The sequence below is a fragment of the Bradyrhizobium sp. AUGA SZCCT0160 genome, assembly GCF_018130105.1.
In the GTDB taxonomy this organism is placed as follows: Bacteria; Pseudomonadota; Alphaproteobacteria; order Rhizobiales; family Xanthobacteraceae; genus Bradyrhizobium.
Genome location: NZ_JAFCMD010000022.1, coordinates 91,462 through 109,728, shown reverse-complemented (window position 1 = coordinate 109,728; position 18,267 = coordinate 91,462). Strand labels below are relative to the sequence as shown.

Genomic DNA, 18,267 nt, shown 5'->3' with positions numbered 1-18,267 from the left:
ATGCGGCTTGTTCTGTTCCATCAAGTGTTGATCGGCATCAAACTATCTAGTCCAGCCCGTGCCGCAGGCTGGCGGCTGCGGCAAACGGTCCGATCACGAAACTGACCAGCGAGATCGCGCACAGGATCGAGAACGGCGTTCCAAACGGCAGCGGCCCCGATATCGCGGCCTGCGACGCTGCGACGCCGAAAATCAGCACCGGGATCGACAGCGGCAGCACCAGCACCGCAAGCAACAACCCGCCGCGATGCAGCGTCACCGCCAGGGCGGCGCCGATCATGCCGATAAAAGTCAGCGCCGGCGTTCCCACCAGCAGCGTCAGCGCCACGGCCGAGGTCGCGGTGGCGTCGAGATTGAGCATCAGCCCAAGCACGGGGGTCGCGATGATCAGCGGCAGCCCGGCGGCGAGCCAGTGCGCCAGCGCTTTGGCGGCACAGGCCAGTTCCAGCGGCGTCCGGCCCATCACGATCAGATCGAGCGAGCCGTCCTCGTGATCTGCCGTGAACAGACGGTCGAGCGTCAGCAGACTGGCCAGCAGCGCGCCGAGCCAGAGAATGGAGGGCCCGAGCCGCGTCAGCAGCGCCAGGTCGGGCCCGAGTGCAAACGGCATCAGCACGGTGACGGTCAGGAAGAACAGCACGCCGATCAGCGCGCCGCCGCCGACGCGCAGCGCGATCCTGATATCCCGTCGAATCAGCACGGCAAGGGCGGTCATTCCGGCGCTCGCAATGGCTGCATGCGGTGTGCAATCCGCTGTGACGGCGTACACCGGTAGCTCCCTCCCCCCTTGCGGGGGAGGGCGGGGGAGAGGGGTAGCTCCGGAAATGGTGTCTGAGGGGGGCTATTGTCGCAGGTCGAACGGAGAGAGCACGTCGTGGGATACCTCTCTCCCTGACCTCGAGAGCGAGCTTCGCTCGCCTCGGACCCCGCAAGGGGGGAGGGAACGGAGAGAGTTGTACCAAGAGGCGAGAAGCTCAGCGCACTCACTGCCCGCCCCCCATCCGCAATTCGTCCGCCTCGATCCCGAGCGGCGCATGGGTGGCCGCGACGATGATGCCGCCGCGCGCGAGGTGATCGCGCATCAGGCCCGCGAACAGATCCTGCCCGGCGGCGTCGAGCGCCGAGGTCGGCTCGTCCAATAGCCAGACCGGCCGCCGCACCGCGAGCAGCCGGGCGATCGACAACCGGCGCCGTTGGCCGGCCGACAGATACGCCGCCGGCAGATGCGTCGCGTGCGCGAGCCCCACCTTGGCGAGGCTTTCGTTGGGATCGCTGGCGTCCCCGCCCAGAAAATCCCGCCAGAACGACAGGTTCTCCAGCACGCTGAGCGCGGGCTTCAGTGCGTCGCGATGGCCGAGATAATGGGCCTGCTCGGGCAGCGTTAGTTCATCAGCGCCGCCTTCCAGCGCGACCGATCCGCCTGCCGGCACCAGCAAGCCCGCGATCAGCCGCAGCAGCGACGTCTTGCCGGACCCGTTGGGGCCGATGACGGCGAGCGCTTGGCTAGAAGCGGCCTCGAAATCGAGCCCGGAAAACACCGCGCGCCCGCTCCGCACACAATCGATCTGACGTCCTGTGAGCCGCATCTTGCCTCGTTACGGCCCTTCAGAAAACCTTGGGGTACCGCATCAGAATTTTTGGGTCGCGCAATGCTGCAGCACGATCGTGGTTGTGGCGGCGCATCTAGAAAGATTCTATAAGCCCGGAACTTGATGCAGCACACAACCGGCGGCCGCAAGCCGGTAAGCCGACCGCGCTGACGGTGTTTAAATACCCCTTGCCGGGTATAACTGAGAATTGGGATTTCCTGACAATGACCTCGCTCGACAGCTTCAAATGCCGCAAGACCCTCAAGGTCGGTGGCAAGACCTACGTGTATTACAGCCTGCCCGCCGCCGAGAAGAACGGTCTGAAGGGAATTTCCAAGCTTCCCTATTCGATGAAGGTGCTGCTGGAAAACCTGCTGCGTTTTGAAGACGATCGCACGGTCAAGAAGGCCGACATCATCGCGGTGTCGAAATGGCTGAAGACCCGCAAGCTCGAGCATGAAATCTCGTTTCGCCCCGCCCGCGTGCTGATGCAGGATTTCACCGGCGTGCCGGCGGTGGTCGATCTCGCCGCGATGCGCAACGCAATGCAGGCGCTCGGCGGCGACGCCGCAAAGATCAATCCGCTGGTGCCGGTCGACCTCGTCATCGACCACAGCGTGATCGTCAACTTCTTCGGTGACAACAAGGCGTTCGGCAAGAACGTGGTCGAGGAATACAAGCAGAACCAGGAGCGCTACGAGTTCCTGAAGTGGGGCCAGAAGGCGTTCACGAATTTCTCGGTGGTGCCGCCCGGCACCGGCATCTGCCACCAGGTCAATCTCGAATACCTCGCCCAGACGGTGTGGACCCGCAAAGAGAAGATGACGGTCGGCAGGAAGACCGGCACGTTCGAAGTCGCCTATCCCGACACGCTGGTCGGCACCGATTCGCACACCACGATGGTCAACGGTCTTGCCGTGCTGGGCTGGGGCGTTGGCGGCATCGAGGCAGAAGCTGCGATGCTCGGCCAGCCGCAGTCGATGCTGCTGCCCGAAGTGATCGGCTTCAAGCTCAAGGGCCAGATGAAGGAAGGCGTCACCGCCACCGATTTGGTGCTGACCGTGACGCAGATGCTGCGCAAGCAGGGCGTGGTCGGAAAGTTCGTCGAATTCTACGGCCCCGGCCTTGATTATCTGTCGGTCGCGGACAAGGCGACGATCGGCAACATGGCGCCGGAATATGGCGCGACCTGCGGCTTCTTTCCGGTCGACGCCGCGACCATCGATTATCTGAAAACCTCTGGCCGCAAGGCCGATCGGGTCAAGCTGGTCGCGGCCTACGCCAAGGCGCAGGGCCTGTTCCGCACCGCCAAATCGGCCGATCCCGTGTTCACGGAAACGCTGACGCTCGATCTTGCCGACGTGGTGCCCTCGATGGCCGGACCGAAGCGCCCCGAAGGCCGCGTCGCACTTCCGGCGGTCGCCTCGGGCTTCTCCGCAGCGATGACCACCGAATACAAGAAGGCGGCGGATGCCTCGCATCGCTTCGCCGTCGAGAGCCGCAAGTTCGACCTCGGCCATGGCGACGTCGTGATCGCGGCGATCACCTCCTGCACCAACACGTCAAATCCGAGCGTGCTGATCGGCGCGGGCCTGCTGGCGCGCAACGCCGCCGCCAAGGGCCTGAAGGCCAAGCCATGGGTCAAGACCTCGCTGGCGCCGGGCAGCCAGGTGGTCGCGGAATATCTGTCCAATTCCGGACTGCAACTCGATCTCGACAAGGTCGGCTTCAACCTGGTCGGCTTCGGCTGCACCACCTGCATCGGCAATTCCGGCCCGCTGCCGGAGGATATTTCGAAGTCGATCAACGACAATGGCATCGTCGCCGCCGCCGTGTTGTCGGGTAACCGCAATTTCGAAGGCCGCGTGTCGCCGGATGTGCAGGCGAATTATCTCGCCTCGCCGCCGCTGGTCGTCGCCTATGCGCTGGCCGGCACCGTGACCAAGGACCTTTCGGTCGAGCCGATCGGCGAAGGCAAGGACGGCAAGCCGGTGTTCCTGAAGGACATCTGGCCGACCACCAAGGAAATCAACGCCTATATGAAGAAGTTCGTCACCGCGACGATCTTCAAGAAGCGCTACGCCGACGTGTTCAAGGGCGATACCAACTGGCGCAAGATCAAGACGGTCGAGAGCGAGACCTACCGCTGGAACATGAGCTCGACCTATGTGCAGAACCCGCCCTACTTCGAAGGCATGAAGAAAGAACCGGAACCGATCGTCGACGTGGTCGATGCGCGGATTCTGGCGATGTTCGGCGACAAGATCACCACCGACCACATCTCGCCGGCCGGTTCGATCAAGCTGACCTCTCCGGCCGGAAAGTATCTGTCGGAGCATCAGGTGCGTCCGGCCGACTTCAACCAGTACGGCACGCGGCGCGGCAACCATGAGATCATGATGCGCGGCACTTTCGCAAATATCCGCATCAAGAACTTTATGCTCAAAGGCGCTGATGGAAATATTCCGGAAGGCGGATTGACAAAGCATTGGCCCGACGGCGAGCAGATGTCGATCTACGACGCGGCGATGAAGTACCAGGCCGAGCAGGTGCCGCTGGTGGTGTTCGCCGGCGCCGAATACGGCAACGGCTCGTCGCGTGACTGGGCGGCGAAGGGCACCAGGCTACTCGGCGTCCGCGCGGTGATCTGCCAGAGCTTTGAGCGCATCCATCGCTCCAACCTGGTCGGCATGGGCGTGCTGCCGCTGACCTTCGAGGACGGCCAGTCCTGGACATCGATCGGGCTGAAGGGCGACGAGAAGGTGACGATCCGCGGCCTGCAGGGCGATTTGAAGCCGCGCCAGAAGCTGACCGCGGAAATCGTGTCCGGCGACGGGTCGCTGCAGCGCGTTTCGCTGCTCTGCCGCATCGATACGCTCGACGAACTCGACTACTACCGCAACGGCGGTATTCTGCACTATGTGCTGCGCAAGCTTGCGGCTTGAGTTCTGTTTTGATGCGTTTCTTCACGCGAAGGCGTATCCACCACCGGATCAAGTCCGAGGGCATACTTCGCTTGAAAACGCCCTGAAACGCGGATTTGTGATCGGTGGCTCACTGCTACGTGAGTAGCGACCGGGAAGAAGGCGGCCTATGAAAAGGCCGCTTTCTTGCGTCTGGGGTGCGCGCTTAGGGATAGAAAATCATGCCCCGTACAAATACGGATAGAAATCGCCGGGACCGGTTCGCAGTATGACAGCGATGATGGCCAATAGTTCGATTTCGCGATGGTCGAGTGCGCTTGGCGTCTGTGCCATCGTCGCGATTATCCGTCCCGCTCATGCCGACCCGCGCGCGGTCGTCGAGCTGTTCACCTCGCAAGGCTGCTCGTCGTGCCCGCCGGCCGACGAGATCATTGGCGAGCTCGCCAAGGACCCCAACGTGATCGCGCTGAGCATGCCGATCGAATATTGGGATTATCTGGGCTGGAAGGATACGCTGGCGGACTCGCGCTTCAGCGCGCGCCAGAAAGCCTATTCGCAAATGCGTGGCGATCGCGACGTCTACACGCCGCAGGTCATCGTCAACGGTTCGGCGAAGGTGGTCGGCAGCGATCGTGCAGGCATCGACAGCGCAATCCAGCACACCCAGAAAGCCGCCGGCGTGATGTCGGTACCGGTGACGATGACGTTGTCCGGCAAGCACATCAACGTGTCGGTGGCGGCGAGCAACGCGCCGACTTCATCGCAGGGCGAAGTCTGGATTTGCTCGGTCTCGAAGGCGGTGCCGATCTCGATCGGGCGCGGCGAAAACCGCGGCCGCCAGGTCACCTACTACAATGTGGTGCGCAACATCCTGAAGGTCGGGGACTGGAACGGCAATTCCGGAAGCTGGACCGTTCCGCTTGAAAACATCTCCCGCGATGGCGTCGATGCCGCGGTCGTCTATGTCCAGGACGGCAATCGCGAAAAGCCCGGCCCGATGCTGGGCGCGGCCTACACGCCGCTGCGCTGATTTCGGATTTCTCGCGCCACCCAAGCTGTCGTCGCCCGACAACGTAGTCTGCCTTGCGCAGACTACGTAAACTTGTCTGCGCTTCGGGCGATCCAGTAGTCCGAAAAACCAGCGATATATCTCGCCGCCGCGGCGTACTGGGCCCCCGCTTTCGCGGAGGACGACAGCAGAAATTGTGGGGCGCTTTGCGCGGATCCGGTGGAATGCTCCGCAATGACGATGCACCCCCCAAAAGAAAAAGGACCAACTCTCGTTGGCCCAGTGCGGGAGAAAGCTCCCCTGCGAACAGACCCGATCCCGACGACCCCGGGGGGCTGGGGGCTGAGGAATCCGGAACCGAAAGGACCGGGTCAACGCAGGATTCACTTGTCGCAAGCCAGCGGGGCGGGCGATGGGCGGAAGTGGGGCAGCAATATGATTCCTCTAACGTTCCCGTGACTCGGTATTTCCGGTGTTGCCGCACGGCCCGTCGCGGTTTTCCGCCGCAATTTCAAAGGGCCTTGCGGTGCCCGGCGGTTAGCGCGATCATGTCATTGTCATGATCCGAAAGTGGGACCGGGTTTTAGTGGGGACCGGTTTTTTCGGAACAAGATCATGCCGGAGACGACAGGAGGCGCTCGATGAGTTCGATGTCGGAGGACACTGATCCAAGCGGGAGTCGCGCGGTGGCGCGTACCGCCACTGCAAGTCCGCTGCCGAATAGCGTTACGTTCAATCGCCTGGAGCTCAATCGCATCCTCAATCTGTACGGCCGCATGGTCGCCGATGGCGAGTGGCGCGACTATGCCATCGACTTCCTGAAGGACCGCGCGGTGTTTTCGGTGTTCCGCCGCGCCTCCGAAGTACCGATCTATCGCATCGAGAAGGATCCGCGGCTGGCGCGCAAGCAGGGCATGTACAGCGTGATCTCGGCGACCGGGCTGATCCTGCGCCGCGGCCATGAGCTTGAGCGCGTGCTGCTGGTGATCGATCGCAAGCTGGCGGTTGTGTAGCGCGGTCTCGTAGCCCGGATGAGCGCAGCGACATCCGGGGCCAGTGCCTCGACGACTCCCGGATTTCGCGTCGCTCATCCGGCCTACGATTCTAGGCCTTCGAATCCGCGGGCACCGTCGTGGCGCCTTCGCCAAGCGCGCGCTGCATCATCACCGTGTCCAGCCAGCGTCCGAATTTGAGACCGACGCAGGGGTGCGTCCCGATCATCTGGAAGCCGGTCTTGGTGTGGACGCCGATCGAGCCGGCGTTGGCGGAATCGCCGATGACGGCGATCATTTGCCGGTAGCCCCGCGCTTCGCATTCGGCGATCAGCCGCTGCAGCAGCAACAGGCCGATGCCGCGGCGGTGGGTCGCCGGCTGCAGATAGACCGAGTTCTCCACCGTGAAGCGATAGGCCGGCCGAGGGCGGTAGGGGCCGGCATAGGCATATCCGATCACCCGGCCTTCGACCGCGGCGACGAAATACGGAAATCCCCCGTCCATCAGCACACGGAACCGCCTTGTCATCTCGGCGAGATCGGGCGGGATCAGCTCGAATGTCGCGGTGCCGTAGCGCACCGCGTGCTCGTAGATTTCGGTGACAAAGGGAAGGTCGGCCTCGGTGGCGGGCCTGATATCGGGCGTAGACATGGTGACAGATTATTTTTGCTGGCCGCAAAAGAAAAGCCCCGGCCGCGAGGCCGGGGCTTCAATTCTTTGGCTGGACTGGAGCGCTAGTCGCGCTGGCCAAGCAGCTGCAGCAGCAGCGTGAACAGGTTGATGAAGTTCAGGTAGAGCGAAAGTGCGCCGGTAATCGCCGCCTTTTCCGCAATGTCACCGCCCTGCGAGGCATAGCCGTAGATGTAGTCGTTCTTCAGCCGCTGGGTGTCATAGGCGGTGAGGCCCGCGAACACCAGCACGCCCACCACCGAGATGATGAACTGCAGCATCGAGCTGCCGAGGAACATGTTGACCAGGCTCGCGATGATGACGCCGATCAGGCCCATGAACAGGAACGACGCCATGCCGCTCATGTCACGTTTGGTGGTGTAGCCGTAGAGGCTCAGCGCGCCGAACGTTGCCGCCGTGATGAAGAACACCCGCACGATCGAGGTGTGGGTGTACACCAGGAAGATCGACGACAGCGAGATGCCCATCAGCGCCGCGAACGCCCAGAACAGCAATTGCGCCGTCGCGGGCCTCAGCCGGTTGATGCCAAACGAAATCGCGAACACCATGACCAACGGCGCGAGGATAAACAGCCACTTCAGCGGGCTGACATACATCGCGTAGCCGAACGGCGTCAGGAACTCCCTGCCGAACTTGGCGACGCCGGCCGACTGATCCGGGGTCACCGCCATCATATAGACGCCGAGCGCCGCCAGACCGGTGATGGCCAGGCCGATCGACATGTAATTGTAGATGCGCAGCATGTATGCGCGCAGACCGGCATCGACGGCCGCGGCATCGACGCGTCCGGCGGCCCGGCCGAAAGGAGAAGCGTAGTTACGGTCTAGGTCCGACATGGTCGAATTCCCGTTGGTTGCCCGGCGGATCGCAAGGGGTTTGCGTCGCCGGTTAGAATATCTAGCCCAAAGGCCGCGATTTGCTGACATTAATTCGGTGTCATCAAACCGGCCTCTGTCCCAGGCTGGTATGTGGGAAACTAACACATCCGCTGCAAGCTTCCACGCGCGGCTGAATGTCGCTCTAGATAGCTATTTTCCAGCAAAAGCAGCGTTAACGCGGCCTTGCCGCCCGCTACAAATTGTCACAAATTTCGCAGCACGCTGGCCGGCTTCTGGTTCAGGGCCAGCAACGTGCCGGCGAGTCCGAGGCCTACCGTGACGATCAGGGCCGCGGCGACGACGCCGGCGGCGCTGCCGGCCTGCCATATGAAGCTCAGCGTCATCAGCCGCGTCACGATCAGCCAGGCCGCGACCGAGCCTGCGATCACGCCGAACACCGCCGTGGCCAGGCCGATCATCAGATATTCCAGCGCGTAGGCGCCGAGCAGCCGCACCCGCGTCGCGCCCAGGGTCTTCAGGATCACAGCGTCATAGACCCGATGGCGATGGCCGGCGGCGAGTGCGCCGCCCAGCACCAGGATGGCCGAAATCAGTGTCACGGCGCTGGCGCCGCGGATCGCGAGCGTGAGATTGGTGACGACGGTGCCGATCGTGTCCAGCGCCTCGCGGACCCGTACGCTGGTCACCATCGGGAACGCGTCGGCCACCTGCTTGATGATCCGGGCGTCGCCGGCCGGATCCGGGTGGACCTCGGACAGGGTCGCGACATGGGTGTGCGGCGCGCCCTTGAAGGCGTTGGGCGAGAACACCAGCACGAAATTGATGCCGAGGCCCTGCCAGTCGACGTTGCGCAGATTGGCGATCTTCGCCGGGATGTCGCGGCCCAGCACATTGACGACGATCTCGTCGCCGATCTTGAGCCTCATTCCGTCGGCGATCTTTTTCTCCATCGAGACCAGTGGTGGCCCGCGATAGTCCGCGCCCCACCAATCGCCCTCGACGACTTTCGAGCCCCTGGGGATGTCGGCCGTATAGGTCAGGCCGCGGTCGCTCTGCAGCACCCATTCGGTATCCCGCGTTGGTTTGAGCTCGTCGGCCTTGACGCCGCGGGCTGCTACGATGCGTCCGCGCAGCATCGGCACATCCTCCACGGTCGATTGCGGCGCTGTCTGCTTGAGAAACGCGCCGAAGCGATCGGCTTCCGAGGTCGGGATGTCGATGAAGTAGAACGAGGGGGCGCGGTCCGGCAACGCCGCCAGGAATTGCCGGCGCAGATTGCCGTCGATCTGGGTGATGGTGACGAGGACGGCGAGGCCAAGGCCCAGCGACATCACGACCGACGGCGTCAGCGCGCCGGGACGGTAGATGTTGGCAATCGCCAGCCGCAGCATGGTGATATCCGATCGCGGCAGCCGGCGCGCCAGCGCCATCAGGCCGGCGGCGACGCCGCGCAGCAACGCGAACACCGCAACCGACGATGCGACGAACACGGCCGCGATGCGCTTGTCGTAGGCAAGGCCGATGGCGACTGCGATCAAAAGCGCAATCACGACGGCCATCAAGGCGAGGTATCGCCAGCGCGGACGGTGCCATTCGCGGGCGACTTCCTCGCGGAACAGCGCCGCCACCGGCACGTCGTGCACCCGTCCGAGCGGCCACAGCCCGAACGCAAGCGCGGTCAGCAGGCCGTAGATGAAGGACAATGCGAGTTCGTCGAGGTGCAGCGCGGGGATCACCGGCAGCGGCAGCAGCTTGCCGAACAGGCCGACGATGACGAACGGCAGCGCGGCGCCTGCGACGAGCCCGATGATCGAGCCGATCCCGGCGAGCACGACGACCTGGGTCAGATAGATCGTGAAGACGTCGCGGCCGGTGGCGCCGAGCGCCTTGAACGAGGCGATGACGTCGCGGCGGCGGTCGATATGGCTCTTGACGGCGTTGGCGACGCCGACACCGCCGACCAGGAGGGCGGCAAGGCCGACCAGGGTGAGGAACTGGGTGAAACGGCTGATGGTGCGCTCGAGCTGCGGCGAGGCGTTGGCGCGGCTGCGGATCCACCAGCCGGCCTCCGGCAACGCGGCCCGCACGCTATCGATCAGCTGGGTCGCGGCGCGCTCGTCGGCCGCATTGTCGGGCAGTTTCAGCCGATAGATCCAGCGCACCAGGCTGCCGGGCTGCAGCAATCCGGTCGCGCGCAGACTGGTTTCGCTGACCAGGACGCGCGGCCCGAGCCCGACATTGCCGGCGAGCTTGTCCGGTTCCGCGCCGACCACGCTGCGGATCTGGTAGTTGGCGTTGCCGATGCTGATGCGGTCGCCGAGCTTGAGATCGAGCCGCGCCAGCAGCACGGAATCCACCGCCGCGCCGAATACGCCGTCGCGCTCGGCCAGCAAGTCCGCAACCGGCATCTTGGGCTCAAGCGTCAACTCCCCGAGCATCGGGTATTTGCCGTCCACCGCCTTGAGTTCGACCAGCGCCAGCCTGCCGTCGCCGCTGCGGGCCATGACGCGCAAGGCGGCTGCGACCGAAACCTCGCCGCGGGCGCGCAGGAAGGCGATTTCCTCTGGCGTGGCTTCGCGCTGGATCAGCGAGAATGCGACGTCGCCGCCGAGCAAGGTGCGGCCCTCCCGGCTCAGGCCGTCGCTAAGGCTGGCCGCGACCGAGCCGACCCCGGCGATCGCCATCACGCCGAGCGCGATGCAGGCGATGAAGACGTAAAAGCCGCGCAGGCCGCCGCGCAGTTCGCGAAACGCGTAACGCAGCGCCAGTGATGATGATGCGCGGCTGCCGCCAGCGGCTTCCGACGCCATGGTCATGAAGTGGACTGTCCGTCGATGCGGCCCGAGCGCAGCCGCACCACGCGGTCGCAGCGTTGCGCCAGCGAGGTGTCGTGCGTCACCAGCACCAGCGTCATGCCGCGCTCGGAATGCTTGGTGAAGAGCAGGTCGACGATCTGCTTGCCGGTCGCCTCGTCGAGATTGCCGGTCGGTTCGTCCGCGACGAGGATCGCAGGATCCGGCGCCAGCGCGCGGGCCAGCGCGACGCGCTGCTGCTCGCCGCCGGAGAGCTGCGTCGGATAGTGATGCAGCCGATCGCCGAGGCCGACCGAGGTCAGCTCCTGCTCGGCTCGTTTGGCCGCAGCGGGATTGCCGGCGAGCTCCAGCGGCACCGCGACGTTTTCCAGCGCCGTCATGGTCGGGATCAGATGGAACGACTGGAACACGATGCCGACCTGGCGGCCGCGGAAGCGGGCGAGGGCGTCCTCGTCGAGGGCATTGAACGGCGTGCCGTTCACCACCACCTCTCCGCTGTCAGGCCGCTCCAACCCCGCCATCACCATCAGCAAGGTGGATTTCCCCGAACCTGACGGTCCGATCAGGCCGATCGCTTCGCCCGGTGCCACACGAAGGCTGATATCCTTCAGAATATGAACGCGTGCCGCGCCCGTACCGAGCGAGAGATTGACGTTGGAAAGGGAAATGGTGTCCGGCTCCAGGCCGGTTAGTGAAGAGGGTTCGATGAGACTGTCCATGGATCGGTCATATGGCAATTCCGCCGCCGGGGTCGAGGGCCGGATAGGCATGTTCGTGCACATACTCGTGTTGATTATGGCCTTGATGACGACACAGACGGTTTTTGCGCAGACCCCGGCCACACCTCCGGTCAAGCCGATCAAGATGGTCGTGCTCGGCGACTCCTTAAGTGCCGGCTATGGCCTGGCGGCGACCGGGGCGTTCCCCGCCCGCCTGCAAAAAGCGTTGGAAGCCAAGGGGATAAAGGTCGATATGATCAATGCCGGGGTGTCCGGCGACACCACGTCAGGCGGCCGCGACCGGCTCGACTGGTCGGTCCCGGAGGGAACCGAGGCCGTGATCCTCGAGCTTGGCGCCAATGACGCCTTGCGCGGCACCGATCCTGCCGTCACCCGCGCCGCGCTCACCGATATCCTGACCCGGCTGAAGGCCCGCAAGATCGCCGTCCTGCTGTGCGGGATGCTGGCGCCGCCGAATTATGGCAGCGAGTATGCGGCCCGCTTCAACGCGATCTACCCGGAGCTTTCGAAATCCTTCGGCGTGCCGCTCTATCCGTTTTTCCTGGAAGGCGTCGCCACTGAGGCCAAGCTTAACCAGCCGGACGGATTGCATCCGACCGCTGAGGGCGTCGACATCATCGTGAAAAATATTCTGCCCAGTGTCGAGGCATTTCTTGGCGCGATAGCTGCGCAACGCAGCTGAAAATACAGCAGTGAATAACCCTGCCCGATAGTTTTCCCCGTAGCTTTCCGGTCCAGTGGCGCCGGCTGCTTCGCAGGGTCATATAACTCAGGTAGAAATTGGTGATCGGTGATTCGTCATCGGGTTTCAGCATCGGGAGTCGAGCGATGCCGCGTTTGTTTGCTGGACTGGAAATTCCGGCCGAGATTGGCCAGACCCTTTCCAATTTGCGTGGCGGCCTTCCGGGCGCACGCTGGATCGATCCCGAAAATTATCACGTCACCTTGCGTTTCATCGGCGACATCGACGGCATGTCGGCGAATGAAATCGCCTCGATGTTGTTTCGGGTCAACCGCAAGCCGTTCGAGGTCAAGGTGCAGGGCCTGCAAAGTTTTGGCGGCCGCAAGCCGCGGGCGGTGGTCGCCTCCGTCGAGCCGAGCCGGCCGCTGATCGAATTGCAGGCCGAACTCGAGCGGATGATGCAACGCATGGGGCTAGATCCCGAGGGACGCAAATTCACCCCTCATGTGACGCTGGCGCGGCTGCACGACGCCTCGAGCCAGGATGTCGCCGACTATCTGTCGGTGCGCGGCTATTTTCCGAGCCGCACCTTCATGGCCTCGCGCTTCGTGCTGTTCTCGTCGCGCGCTTCGACCGGCGGCGGCCCCTATGTGGTCGAGGATTCCTACGCGCTGAGTGCGTGAGGGCGCTTCTTACCTCGCCCCGCTTGCGCCGTAAGAACGGGGCGAGGGAGAAGAAAGCGCATACCCCCACCACCAATTCACGGCTTGCAATTCTCGCACGCTTGGGGCCGTAAGGTGGGCCATGCTGTCGACGACCTCACCCACCTCGTTCCGCGCCCATTATCAGGGGCTGGTCACCTCGGGCGCGATCGAGGCCGACCCGGCGCAGGCCCGTGCTGCGGACGCCTTTGCTGCGCTGGAAGACCGGCTGTCGAGCTACAAGCCGCGGCGCAAGCAAAGCCTGCTCGGCCGGCTGTTCGCCGACAAGGACGAGCCGCCCCCGCGCGGGCTTTACGTCCATGGGGAGGTCGGTCGCGGCAAGACCATGCTGATGGACCTGTTCTTCCAGCAGAGCGCCATCGAGCACAAGCGCCGCGCGCATTTCCACGAATTCATGGCCGAGGTGCACGAGCGGATTTACGGCTACCGGCAGGAGATCGCGCGCGGCGAGATCGCCGACGGCGATGTGATCGCGCTGACCGCGAACGCGATTTTCGAGGAGGCGTGGCTGCTGTGCTTCGATGAATTCCACGTCACCGACATCGCCGACGCCATGATTTTGGGGCGGCTGTTCTCAAAGCTGTTCGAGCTCGGCACCGTCGTGGTGGCGACCTCGAACGTGGCGCCCGAAGACCTCTACAAGGGTGGCCTCAACCGCGCGCTGTTCCTGCCGTTCATTTCGCAGATTGCCGATCGCATGGACGTGCTGCGGCTCGACGCGCGCACCGACTTCCGGCTGGAAAAACTCGCCGGCGTGAAGATGTGGCTGGTGCCGGCGGATGACGCCGCCGGTGACGCGCTCGACAAGGCCTGGCGCAAGATGACCGGCAACGCGCCCTGCAAGGCGCGCGATATCGCGATCAAGGGCCGCATCCTGCGCGTGCCCTGTTCGTCGCATGGCGTCGCCCGCTTTTCGTTTGCCGAACTCTGCGAGCAGCCGCTGGCCGCCTCTGATTATCTGCGGCTGGCGCACGATTATCACACCATCCTCGTCGATCGCATTCCTGTGATGGACTATGCCGAACGCAACGCGGCCAAGCGCTTCATCTCGCTGATCGACACGCTCTATGACAATGCCGTGAAGCTGATGGCCTCGGCGGACGCCGATCCGGTGTCGCTGTATCTGGCAACCGACGGCATTGAGGCGAACGAGTTCAAGCGGACCTCGTCGCGCCTGATCGAAATGAGTTCCGAATCCTATCTGGCGCTCCCGCACGGGCGGAAGGATTCAGCGGCGAGCGGCTCCAGCACCGGGCTGGTGGAGACATAAGCGCTCCGCCGTCATTGCGAGCGAAGCGACTTGTCCGCCGTAGCTCAAGAGCGAAGGCGGAAGCAATTCACCTTTCCGCACGGGGATAGAGGCGACCGTGGCATACCTGATCGAAATGAAGGCAAGGCCTACAATTGGGCACGCCGCGACTTGAACGTATCATTCGAAAGGGATAACCAGCCTCCCAGTTCACTCTCCATCCTCCTCTACGTCTCAGAAGGACAAATTTCCCATGGCGCGCGACAAGATTGCTTTGATTGGCTCCGGTCAGATCGGCGGAACGCTGGCTCACCTCATTGGCCTGAAGGAGCTCGGCGACGTCGTCATGTTCGACATCGCCGAGGGCGTGCCGCAGGGCAAGGCGCTCGACATTGCGCAGTCGTCGCCGGTCGACGGTTTCGACGCGCATCTGACCGGCGCCAATTCCTATGAGGCGCTCGACAATGCCAAGGTCTGCATCGTCACCGCCGGCGTGCCGCGCAAGCCCGGCATGAGCCGCGATGATCTGCTCAGCATCAACCTCAAGGTCATGGAGCAGGTCGGCGCCGGCATCAAGAAATACGCCCCCGACGCCTTCGTCATCTGCATCACCAACCCGCTGGACGCGATGGTATGGGCGCTGCAGAAGGCTTCCGGCATGCCGCACAAGAAGGTGGTCGGCATGGCCGGCGTGCTGGATTCCGCGCGCTTCCGTTATTTCCTCGCCGACGAATTCAACGTCTCGGTCGAGGACGTCACCGCCTTCGTGCTCGGCGGCCATGGCGACACCATGGTGCCGCTGACGCGTTACTCCACCATTGCCGGCATTCCGCTGCCCGACCTCGTCAAGATGGGCTGGACCTCGCAGGCGCGGATCGACGAGATCGTCGATCGCACCCGCAATGGCGGAGCCGAGATCGTCAACCTGCTGAAGACCGGTTCGGCCTTCTACGCCCCGGCGGCTTCCGCGATTGCGATGGCCGAGAGCTATCTGAAGGACAAGAAGCGCGTGCTGCCCTGCGCCGCCTATCTCAACGGCGAATACGGCGTGAAGGACATGTATGTCGGCGTGCCCGTCGTCATCGGCTCGAAGGGTGTCGAGCGCATTGTCGAGATCGAGCTGGCCGGCAAGGACCGCGAAGCCTTCGACAAGTCGGTCGGCGCTGTGCAGGGCCTGGTCGATGCCTGCAAGAAAATCGCTCCCGATCTGCTCGGCCGTTGATTTTATTTAGCTTTCGCCCTGGAAACGGGGCGAAAGCGTTTCTGGCTTGCAGTTCTATTGGTATATGGTATGCCAACTACCAATACCGGTGGGCCGTAGAACTTGCCGTGTGAAGGTTTGGGGAGCGTCCAGATGAATATCCATGAATACCAGGCCAAGGCGTTGCTCAGTGAATTCGGGGTGCCGATTTCGCGCGGCGTGCCGGTCTTGAAGGCCTCGGATTCGGAAGCCGCCGCCAAGGCGCTTCCCGGCCCGATCTGGGTGGTGAAAAGCCAGATCCACGCCGGCGGCCGCGGCAAGGGCAAGTTCAAGGAAGCTTCCGCGGGCGACAAGGGCGGTGTGCGCATCGCCAAGTCGGTCGCCGAGGTCAACGAGTTCGCCAAGCAGATGCTGGGCGCGACCCTCGTCACGATCCAGACCGGCGCCCACGGCAAGCAGGTCAACCGCCTCTACATCGAGGAAGGCTCCGACATCGACAAGGAGTTCTATCTCTCGATCCTGGTCGATCGCGAAACCTCGGAAGTCTCGTTCGTGGTCTCGACCGAAGGTGGCGTCAACATCGAGGACGTCGCGCACAACACCCCTGAGAAGATCATCACCTTCTCGGTCGATCCGGCCACCGGCATCATGGCCCATCACGGCCGCACGGTCGCGAAGGCGCTGAAGCTCTCCGGCGATCTGGCCAAGCAGGCCGAGAAGCTGGTTGCGCAGCTCTACAAAGCCTTCACCGCCAAGGACATGGCGATGCTGGAAATCAATCCGCTGGTCGTCACCAAGCAGGGCGATTTGCGCGTGCTCGACGCCAAGGTCGCGTTCGACGACAACGCGATGTATCGCCATCCGGAAGTCGCCGCCCTGCGCGACGAGACCGAAGAGGACGCCAAGGAAATCGAGGCGTCGAAATACGATCTCAACTACGTCACGCTCGACGGCACCATCGGCTGCATGGTCAACGGCGCCGGCCTTGCCATGGCGACGATGGACATCATCAAGCTCTACGGCATGGAGCCCGCGAACTTCCTCGACGTCGGCGGCGGCGCGAGCAAGGAAAAGGTTGCGGCCGCCTTCAAGATCATCACCGCCGACCCGAACGTAAAGGGCATCCTCGTCAACATCTTCGGCGGCATCATGAAATGCGACATCATCGCCGAGGGCGTGGTCGCGGCCGTCAAGGAAGTCGGCCTGAAGGTGCCGCTGGTGGTTCGGCTCGAGGGCACCAATGTCGACGCCGGCAAGAAAATCATCCGCGAATCCGGTCTCAACGTGCTGCCCGCCGATGATCTCGACGACGCCGCGCAGAAAATCGTGAATGCCGTCAAGGGAGGCTAGCGATGGCTGACCGTCTCGCCGCACCGACTGCCCTGGAGGAACACCGCAAGCTCGCCGTGTTTGCCGGCGAGTGGAGCGGCGAAGAGATGGTCTATCCCTCGCGCTGGAACGCGGGCGGCCCGGCGACCGCGCATGTCACAGCGCGCATGGATCTCAACGGTTTTTATCTGATCCAGGACGCGGTCCAGATGCGCGACGGCAAGGAAACTTTCGCCACCCATGGCGTGTTCACCTACGACCGCGAGGACCGGCACTACAAATTGTTCTGGCACGATTCGCTCGGCTACTACTCGCCGGCGCCGGCCTCCGGCGGCTGGACCGGCAAGACGCTGATCCTGGTGCGCGGCTCGCTGCGCGGCAATGCGCGCCACGTCTATGAAGTCGTCGACGACAACAACTACACCATGAAAATCCAGTTCTCGCCTGATGCCGAAGGTTGGGCCGACGTGCTCACCGGTACGTATCGGCGAATCCACTGATCCCGTTTCCGATCACCCAGGGAAGTAACATCCATCATGTCCGTTCTGATCGATCAAAACACCAAAGTCATCTGCCAGGGTTTTACCGGCAAGAACGGCACGTTCCATTCCGAAGCCGCGATCGCGTACGGCACCAAGATGGTCGGCGGCACCTCGCCGGGCAAAGGCGGTGCGACGCATCTGGGTCTGCCGGTGTTCGACACCGTCGCCGAAGCGCGTGAGAAAACCGGTGCGGACGCGAGCGTCATCTACGTGCCGCCGCCGGGGGCGGCGGATGCGATCTGCGAGGCGATCGACGCGGAGATCCCGCTGATCGTCTGCATCACCGAGGGCATTCCGGTGCTCGACATGGTCCGCGTCAAGCGTTCGCTGTCAGGGTCGAAGTCCCGCCTGATCGGACCGAATTGCCCGGGTGTCATGACCGCGGGTGAATGCAAGATCGGCATCATGCCGGCCAATATCTTCAAGCCCGGCAGCGTCGGCATCGTCTCCCGTTCGGGCACGCTGACCTATGAAGCCGTGTTCCAGACCACCCAGGAAGGTCTCGGCCAGACCACCGCCGTGGGCATCGGCGGCGACCCGGTCAAGGGCACCGAATTTATCGACGTGCTGGAAATGTTCCTTGCCGACCCCAAGACCACCTCGATCATCATGATCGGTGAAATCGGCGGTTCCGCCGAGGAAGACGCCGCCCAGTTCATCAAGGACGAGGCCAAGCGGGGCCGCATGAAGCCGATGGTCGGCTTCATCGCCGGCGTCACCGCCCCTCCCGGCCGCCGCATGGGCCATGCCGGCGCGATCATCTCCGGCGGCAAGGGTGACGCCGGTTCCAAGACCGCAGCGATGGAATCGGCCGGAATCACGGTCTCTCCGTCGCCGGCGCGGCTTGGACACACCCTTGTCGAAAAATTGAAGTCCTAATTCAATTCTTGGTTCTTTTGGGCGGGAAGTTTCGCGCTAAATAGGGTAAAGGTGCTTTACCTCGCT

16 protein-coding genes are annotated in these 18,267 nt (G+C 63.5%); 10 read left to right on the top strand and 6 right to left on the bottom strand.

Annotation, left to right across the window (positions count from 1 at the left end; all coding sequences use genetic code 11):
* Nucleotides 1–46: 46 nt before the first annotated feature.
* Complete coding sequence (gene ccmB / locus JQ558_RS29020; RefSeq protein WP_212295922.1) at nucleotides 47–715, bottom strand: heme exporter protein CcmB; 669 nt, start codon at nucleotides 713–715, stop codon at nucleotides 47–49.
* A 268-nt stretch (nucleotides 716–983) separates the two neighbouring features.
* The gene (ccmA, locus tag JQ558_RS29015) at nucleotides 984–1,586 is read right to left on the bottom strand and encodes a heme ABC exporter ATP-binding protein CcmA (RefSeq protein WP_212273358.1); all 603 of its coding nucleotides are present in this window, start codon (nucleotides 1,584–1,586) and stop codon (nucleotides 984–986) included.
* A gap of 227 nt (nucleotides 1,587–1,813) precedes the next feature.
* On the opposite strand from ccmA, the gene acnA reads away from it, so the two are divergent.
* From acnA to JQ558_RS29000, 3 genes are all read left to right on the top strand, one after another.
* A complete protein-coding gene (gene acnA / locus JQ558_RS29010; RefSeq protein ID WP_212204131.1) occupies nucleotides 1,814–4,534 on the top strand; it encodes an aconitate hydratase AcnA in 2,721 nt (906 codons plus the stop codon).
* Nucleotides 4,535–4,781: 247 nt separating this feature from the next.
* Complete coding sequence (locus JQ558_RS29005) at nucleotides 4,782–5,543, top strand: DUF1223 domain-containing protein (RefSeq protein ID WP_192739310.1); 762 nt, start codon at nucleotides 4,782–4,784, stop codon at nucleotides 5,541–5,543.
* Nucleotides 5,544–6,163: 620 nt separating this feature from the next.
* A complete protein-coding gene (locus JQ558_RS29000) occupies nucleotides 6,164–6,535 on the top strand; it encodes a DUF2794 domain-containing protein (protein ID WP_211999183.1) in 372 nt (123 codons plus the stop codon).
* A 91-nt stretch (nucleotides 6,536–6,626) separates the two neighbouring features.
* On the opposite strand, the gene JQ558_RS28995 is transcribed toward JQ558_RS29000, so the two are convergent.
* From JQ558_RS28995 to JQ558_RS28980, 4 genes are all read right to left on the bottom strand, one after another.
* A complete protein-coding gene (locus JQ558_RS28995) occupies nucleotides 6,627–7,166 on the bottom strand; it encodes a GNAT family N-acetyltransferase (RefSeq protein WP_212295921.1) in 540 nt (179 codons plus the stop codon).
* 83 nt (nucleotides 7,167–7,249) lie between these two features.
* On the bottom strand, nucleotides 7,250–8,041 hold the full coding sequence (locus JQ558_RS28990; RefSeq protein ID WP_212204133.1) for a Bax inhibitor-1/YccA family protein: 792 nt from the start codon (nucleotides 8,039–8,041) through the stop codon (nucleotides 7,250–7,252).
* A 245-nt stretch (nucleotides 8,042–8,286) separates the two neighbouring features.
* Entirely contained in the window at nucleotides 8,287–10,860 is a 2,574-nt protein-coding gene (locus JQ558_RS28985) for an ABC transporter permease (RefSeq protein WP_212295920.1), read from the bottom strand.
* The gene (locus tag JQ558_RS28980; RefSeq protein ID WP_212295919.1) at nucleotides 10,857–11,576 is read right to left on the bottom strand and encodes an ABC transporter ATP-binding protein; all 720 of its coding nucleotides are present in this window, start codon (nucleotides 11,574–11,576) and stop codon (nucleotides 10,857–10,859) included. Before JQ558_RS28980 ends, JQ558_RS28985 begins: the two co-directional genes overlap by 4 nt.
* Nucleotides 11,577–11,631: 55 nt before the next feature.
* On the opposite strand from JQ558_RS28980, the gene JQ558_RS28975 reads away from it, so the two are divergent.
* The 7 genes from JQ558_RS28975 to sucD all read left to right on the top strand — a co-directional run bounded on the left by JQ558_RS28975 (nucleotide 11,632) and on the right by sucD (nucleotide 18,201).
* A complete protein-coding gene (locus tag JQ558_RS28975; protein WP_409410599.1) occupies nucleotides 11,632–12,279 on the top strand; it encodes an arylesterase in 648 nt (215 codons plus the stop codon).
* Between the two features lie 146 nt (nucleotides 12,280–12,425).
* Entirely contained in the window at nucleotides 12,426–12,962 is a 537-nt protein-coding gene (gene thpR, locus JQ558_RS28970; protein ID WP_192739017.1) for an RNA 2',3'-cyclic phosphodiesterase, read from the top strand.
* A gap of 121 nt (nucleotides 12,963–13,083) precedes the next feature.
* Complete coding sequence (zapE, locus tag JQ558_RS28965) at nucleotides 13,084–14,271, top strand: cell division protein ZapE (protein WP_212204136.1); 1,188 nt, start codon at nucleotides 13,084–13,086, stop codon at nucleotides 14,269–14,271.
* Between the two features lie 232 nt (nucleotides 14,272–14,503).
* The gene (gene mdh, locus JQ558_RS28960; protein WP_212204137.1) at nucleotides 14,504–15,472 is read left to right on the top strand and encodes a malate dehydrogenase; all 969 of its coding nucleotides are present in this window, start codon (nucleotides 14,504–14,506) and stop codon (nucleotides 15,470–15,472) included.
* A 132-nt stretch (nucleotides 15,473–15,604) separates the two neighbouring features.
* The gene (gene sucC / locus JQ558_RS28955) at nucleotides 15,605–16,801 is read left to right on the top strand and encodes an ADP-forming succinate--CoA ligase subunit beta (protein WP_212204145.1); all 1,197 of its coding nucleotides are present in this window, start codon (nucleotides 15,605–15,607) and stop codon (nucleotides 16,799–16,801) included.
* A gap of 2 nt (nucleotides 16,802–16,803) precedes the next feature.
* Nucleotides 16,804–17,280, top strand: coding sequence for a DUF1579 family protein (locus tag JQ558_RS28950; RefSeq protein WP_212295917.1), 477 nt, complete (start codon nucleotides 16,804–16,806; stop codon nucleotides 17,278–17,280).
* 36 nt (nucleotides 17,281–17,316) lie between these two features.
* Nucleotides 17,317–18,201 carry a succinate--CoA ligase subunit alpha gene (gene sucD / locus JQ558_RS28945; RefSeq protein ID WP_212295916.1) on the top strand — a complete coding sequence of 295 codons (885 nt, stop codon included), beginning with the start codon at nucleotides 17,317–17,319 and terminating at the stop codon, nucleotides 18,199–18,201.
* The last annotated feature ends 66 nt before the right edge of the window (nucleotides 18,202–18,267 follow it).

What these genes read in the sequence shown, in the direction of transcription:
- ccmB (WP_212295922.1), bottom strand. Translation starts at nt 715, where the DNA reads ATGACCGCCCTTGCCGTGCTGATTCGACGGGATATCAGGATCGCGCTG.
- ccmA (WP_212273358.1), bottom strand. Translation starts at nt 1,586, where the DNA reads ATGCGGCTCACAGGACGTCAGATCGATTGTGTGCGGAGCGGGCGCGCG.
- acnA (WP_212204131.1), top strand. Translation starts at nt 1,814, where the DNA reads ATGACCTCGCTCGACAGCTTCAAATGCCGCAAGACCCTCAAGGTCGGT.
- JQ558_RS29005 (WP_192739310.1), top strand. Translation starts at nt 4,782, where the DNA reads ATGACAGCGATGATGGCCAATAGTTCGATTTCGCGATGGTCGAGTGCG.
- JQ558_RS29000 (WP_211999183.1), top strand. Translation starts at nt 6,164, where the DNA reads ATGAGTTCGATGTCGGAGGACACTGATCCAAGCGGGAGTCGCGCGGTG.
- JQ558_RS28995 (WP_212295921.1), bottom strand. Translation starts at nt 7,166, where the DNA reads ATGTCTACGCCCGATATCAGGCCCGCCACCGAGGCCGACCTTCCCTTT.
- JQ558_RS28990 (WP_212204133.1), bottom strand. Translation starts at nt 8,041, where the DNA reads ATGTCGGACCTAGACCGTAACTACGCTTCTCCTTTCGGCCGGGCCGCC.
- JQ558_RS28985 (WP_212295920.1), bottom strand. Translation starts at nt 10,860, where the DNA reads ATGACCATGGCGTCGGAAGCCGCTGGCGGCAGCCGCGCATCATCATCA.
- JQ558_RS28980 (WP_212295919.1), bottom strand. Translation starts at nt 11,576, where the DNA reads ATGGACAGTCTCATCGAACCCTCTTCACTAACCGGCCTGGAGCCGGAC.
- thpR (WP_192739017.1), top strand. Translation starts at nt 12,426, where the DNA reads ATGCCGCGTTTGTTTGCTGGACTGGAAATTCCGGCCGAGATTGGCCAG.
- zapE (WP_212204136.1), top strand. Translation starts at nt 13,084, where the DNA reads ATGCTGTCGACGACCTCACCCACCTCGTTCCGCGCCCATTATCAGGGG.
- mdh (WP_212204137.1), top strand. Translation starts at nt 14,504, where the DNA reads ATGGCGCGCGACAAGATTGCTTTGATTGGCTCCGGTCAGATCGGCGGA.
- sucC (WP_212204145.1), top strand. Translation starts at nt 15,605, where the DNA reads ATGAATATCCATGAATACCAGGCCAAGGCGTTGCTCAGTGAATTCGGG.
- JQ558_RS28950 (WP_212295917.1), top strand. Translation starts at nt 16,804, where the DNA reads ATGGCTGACCGTCTCGCCGCACCGACTGCCCTGGAGGAACACCGCAAG.
- sucD (WP_212295916.1), top strand. Translation starts at nt 17,317, where the DNA reads ATGTCCGTTCTGATCGATCAAAACACCAAAGTCATCTGCCAGGGTTTT.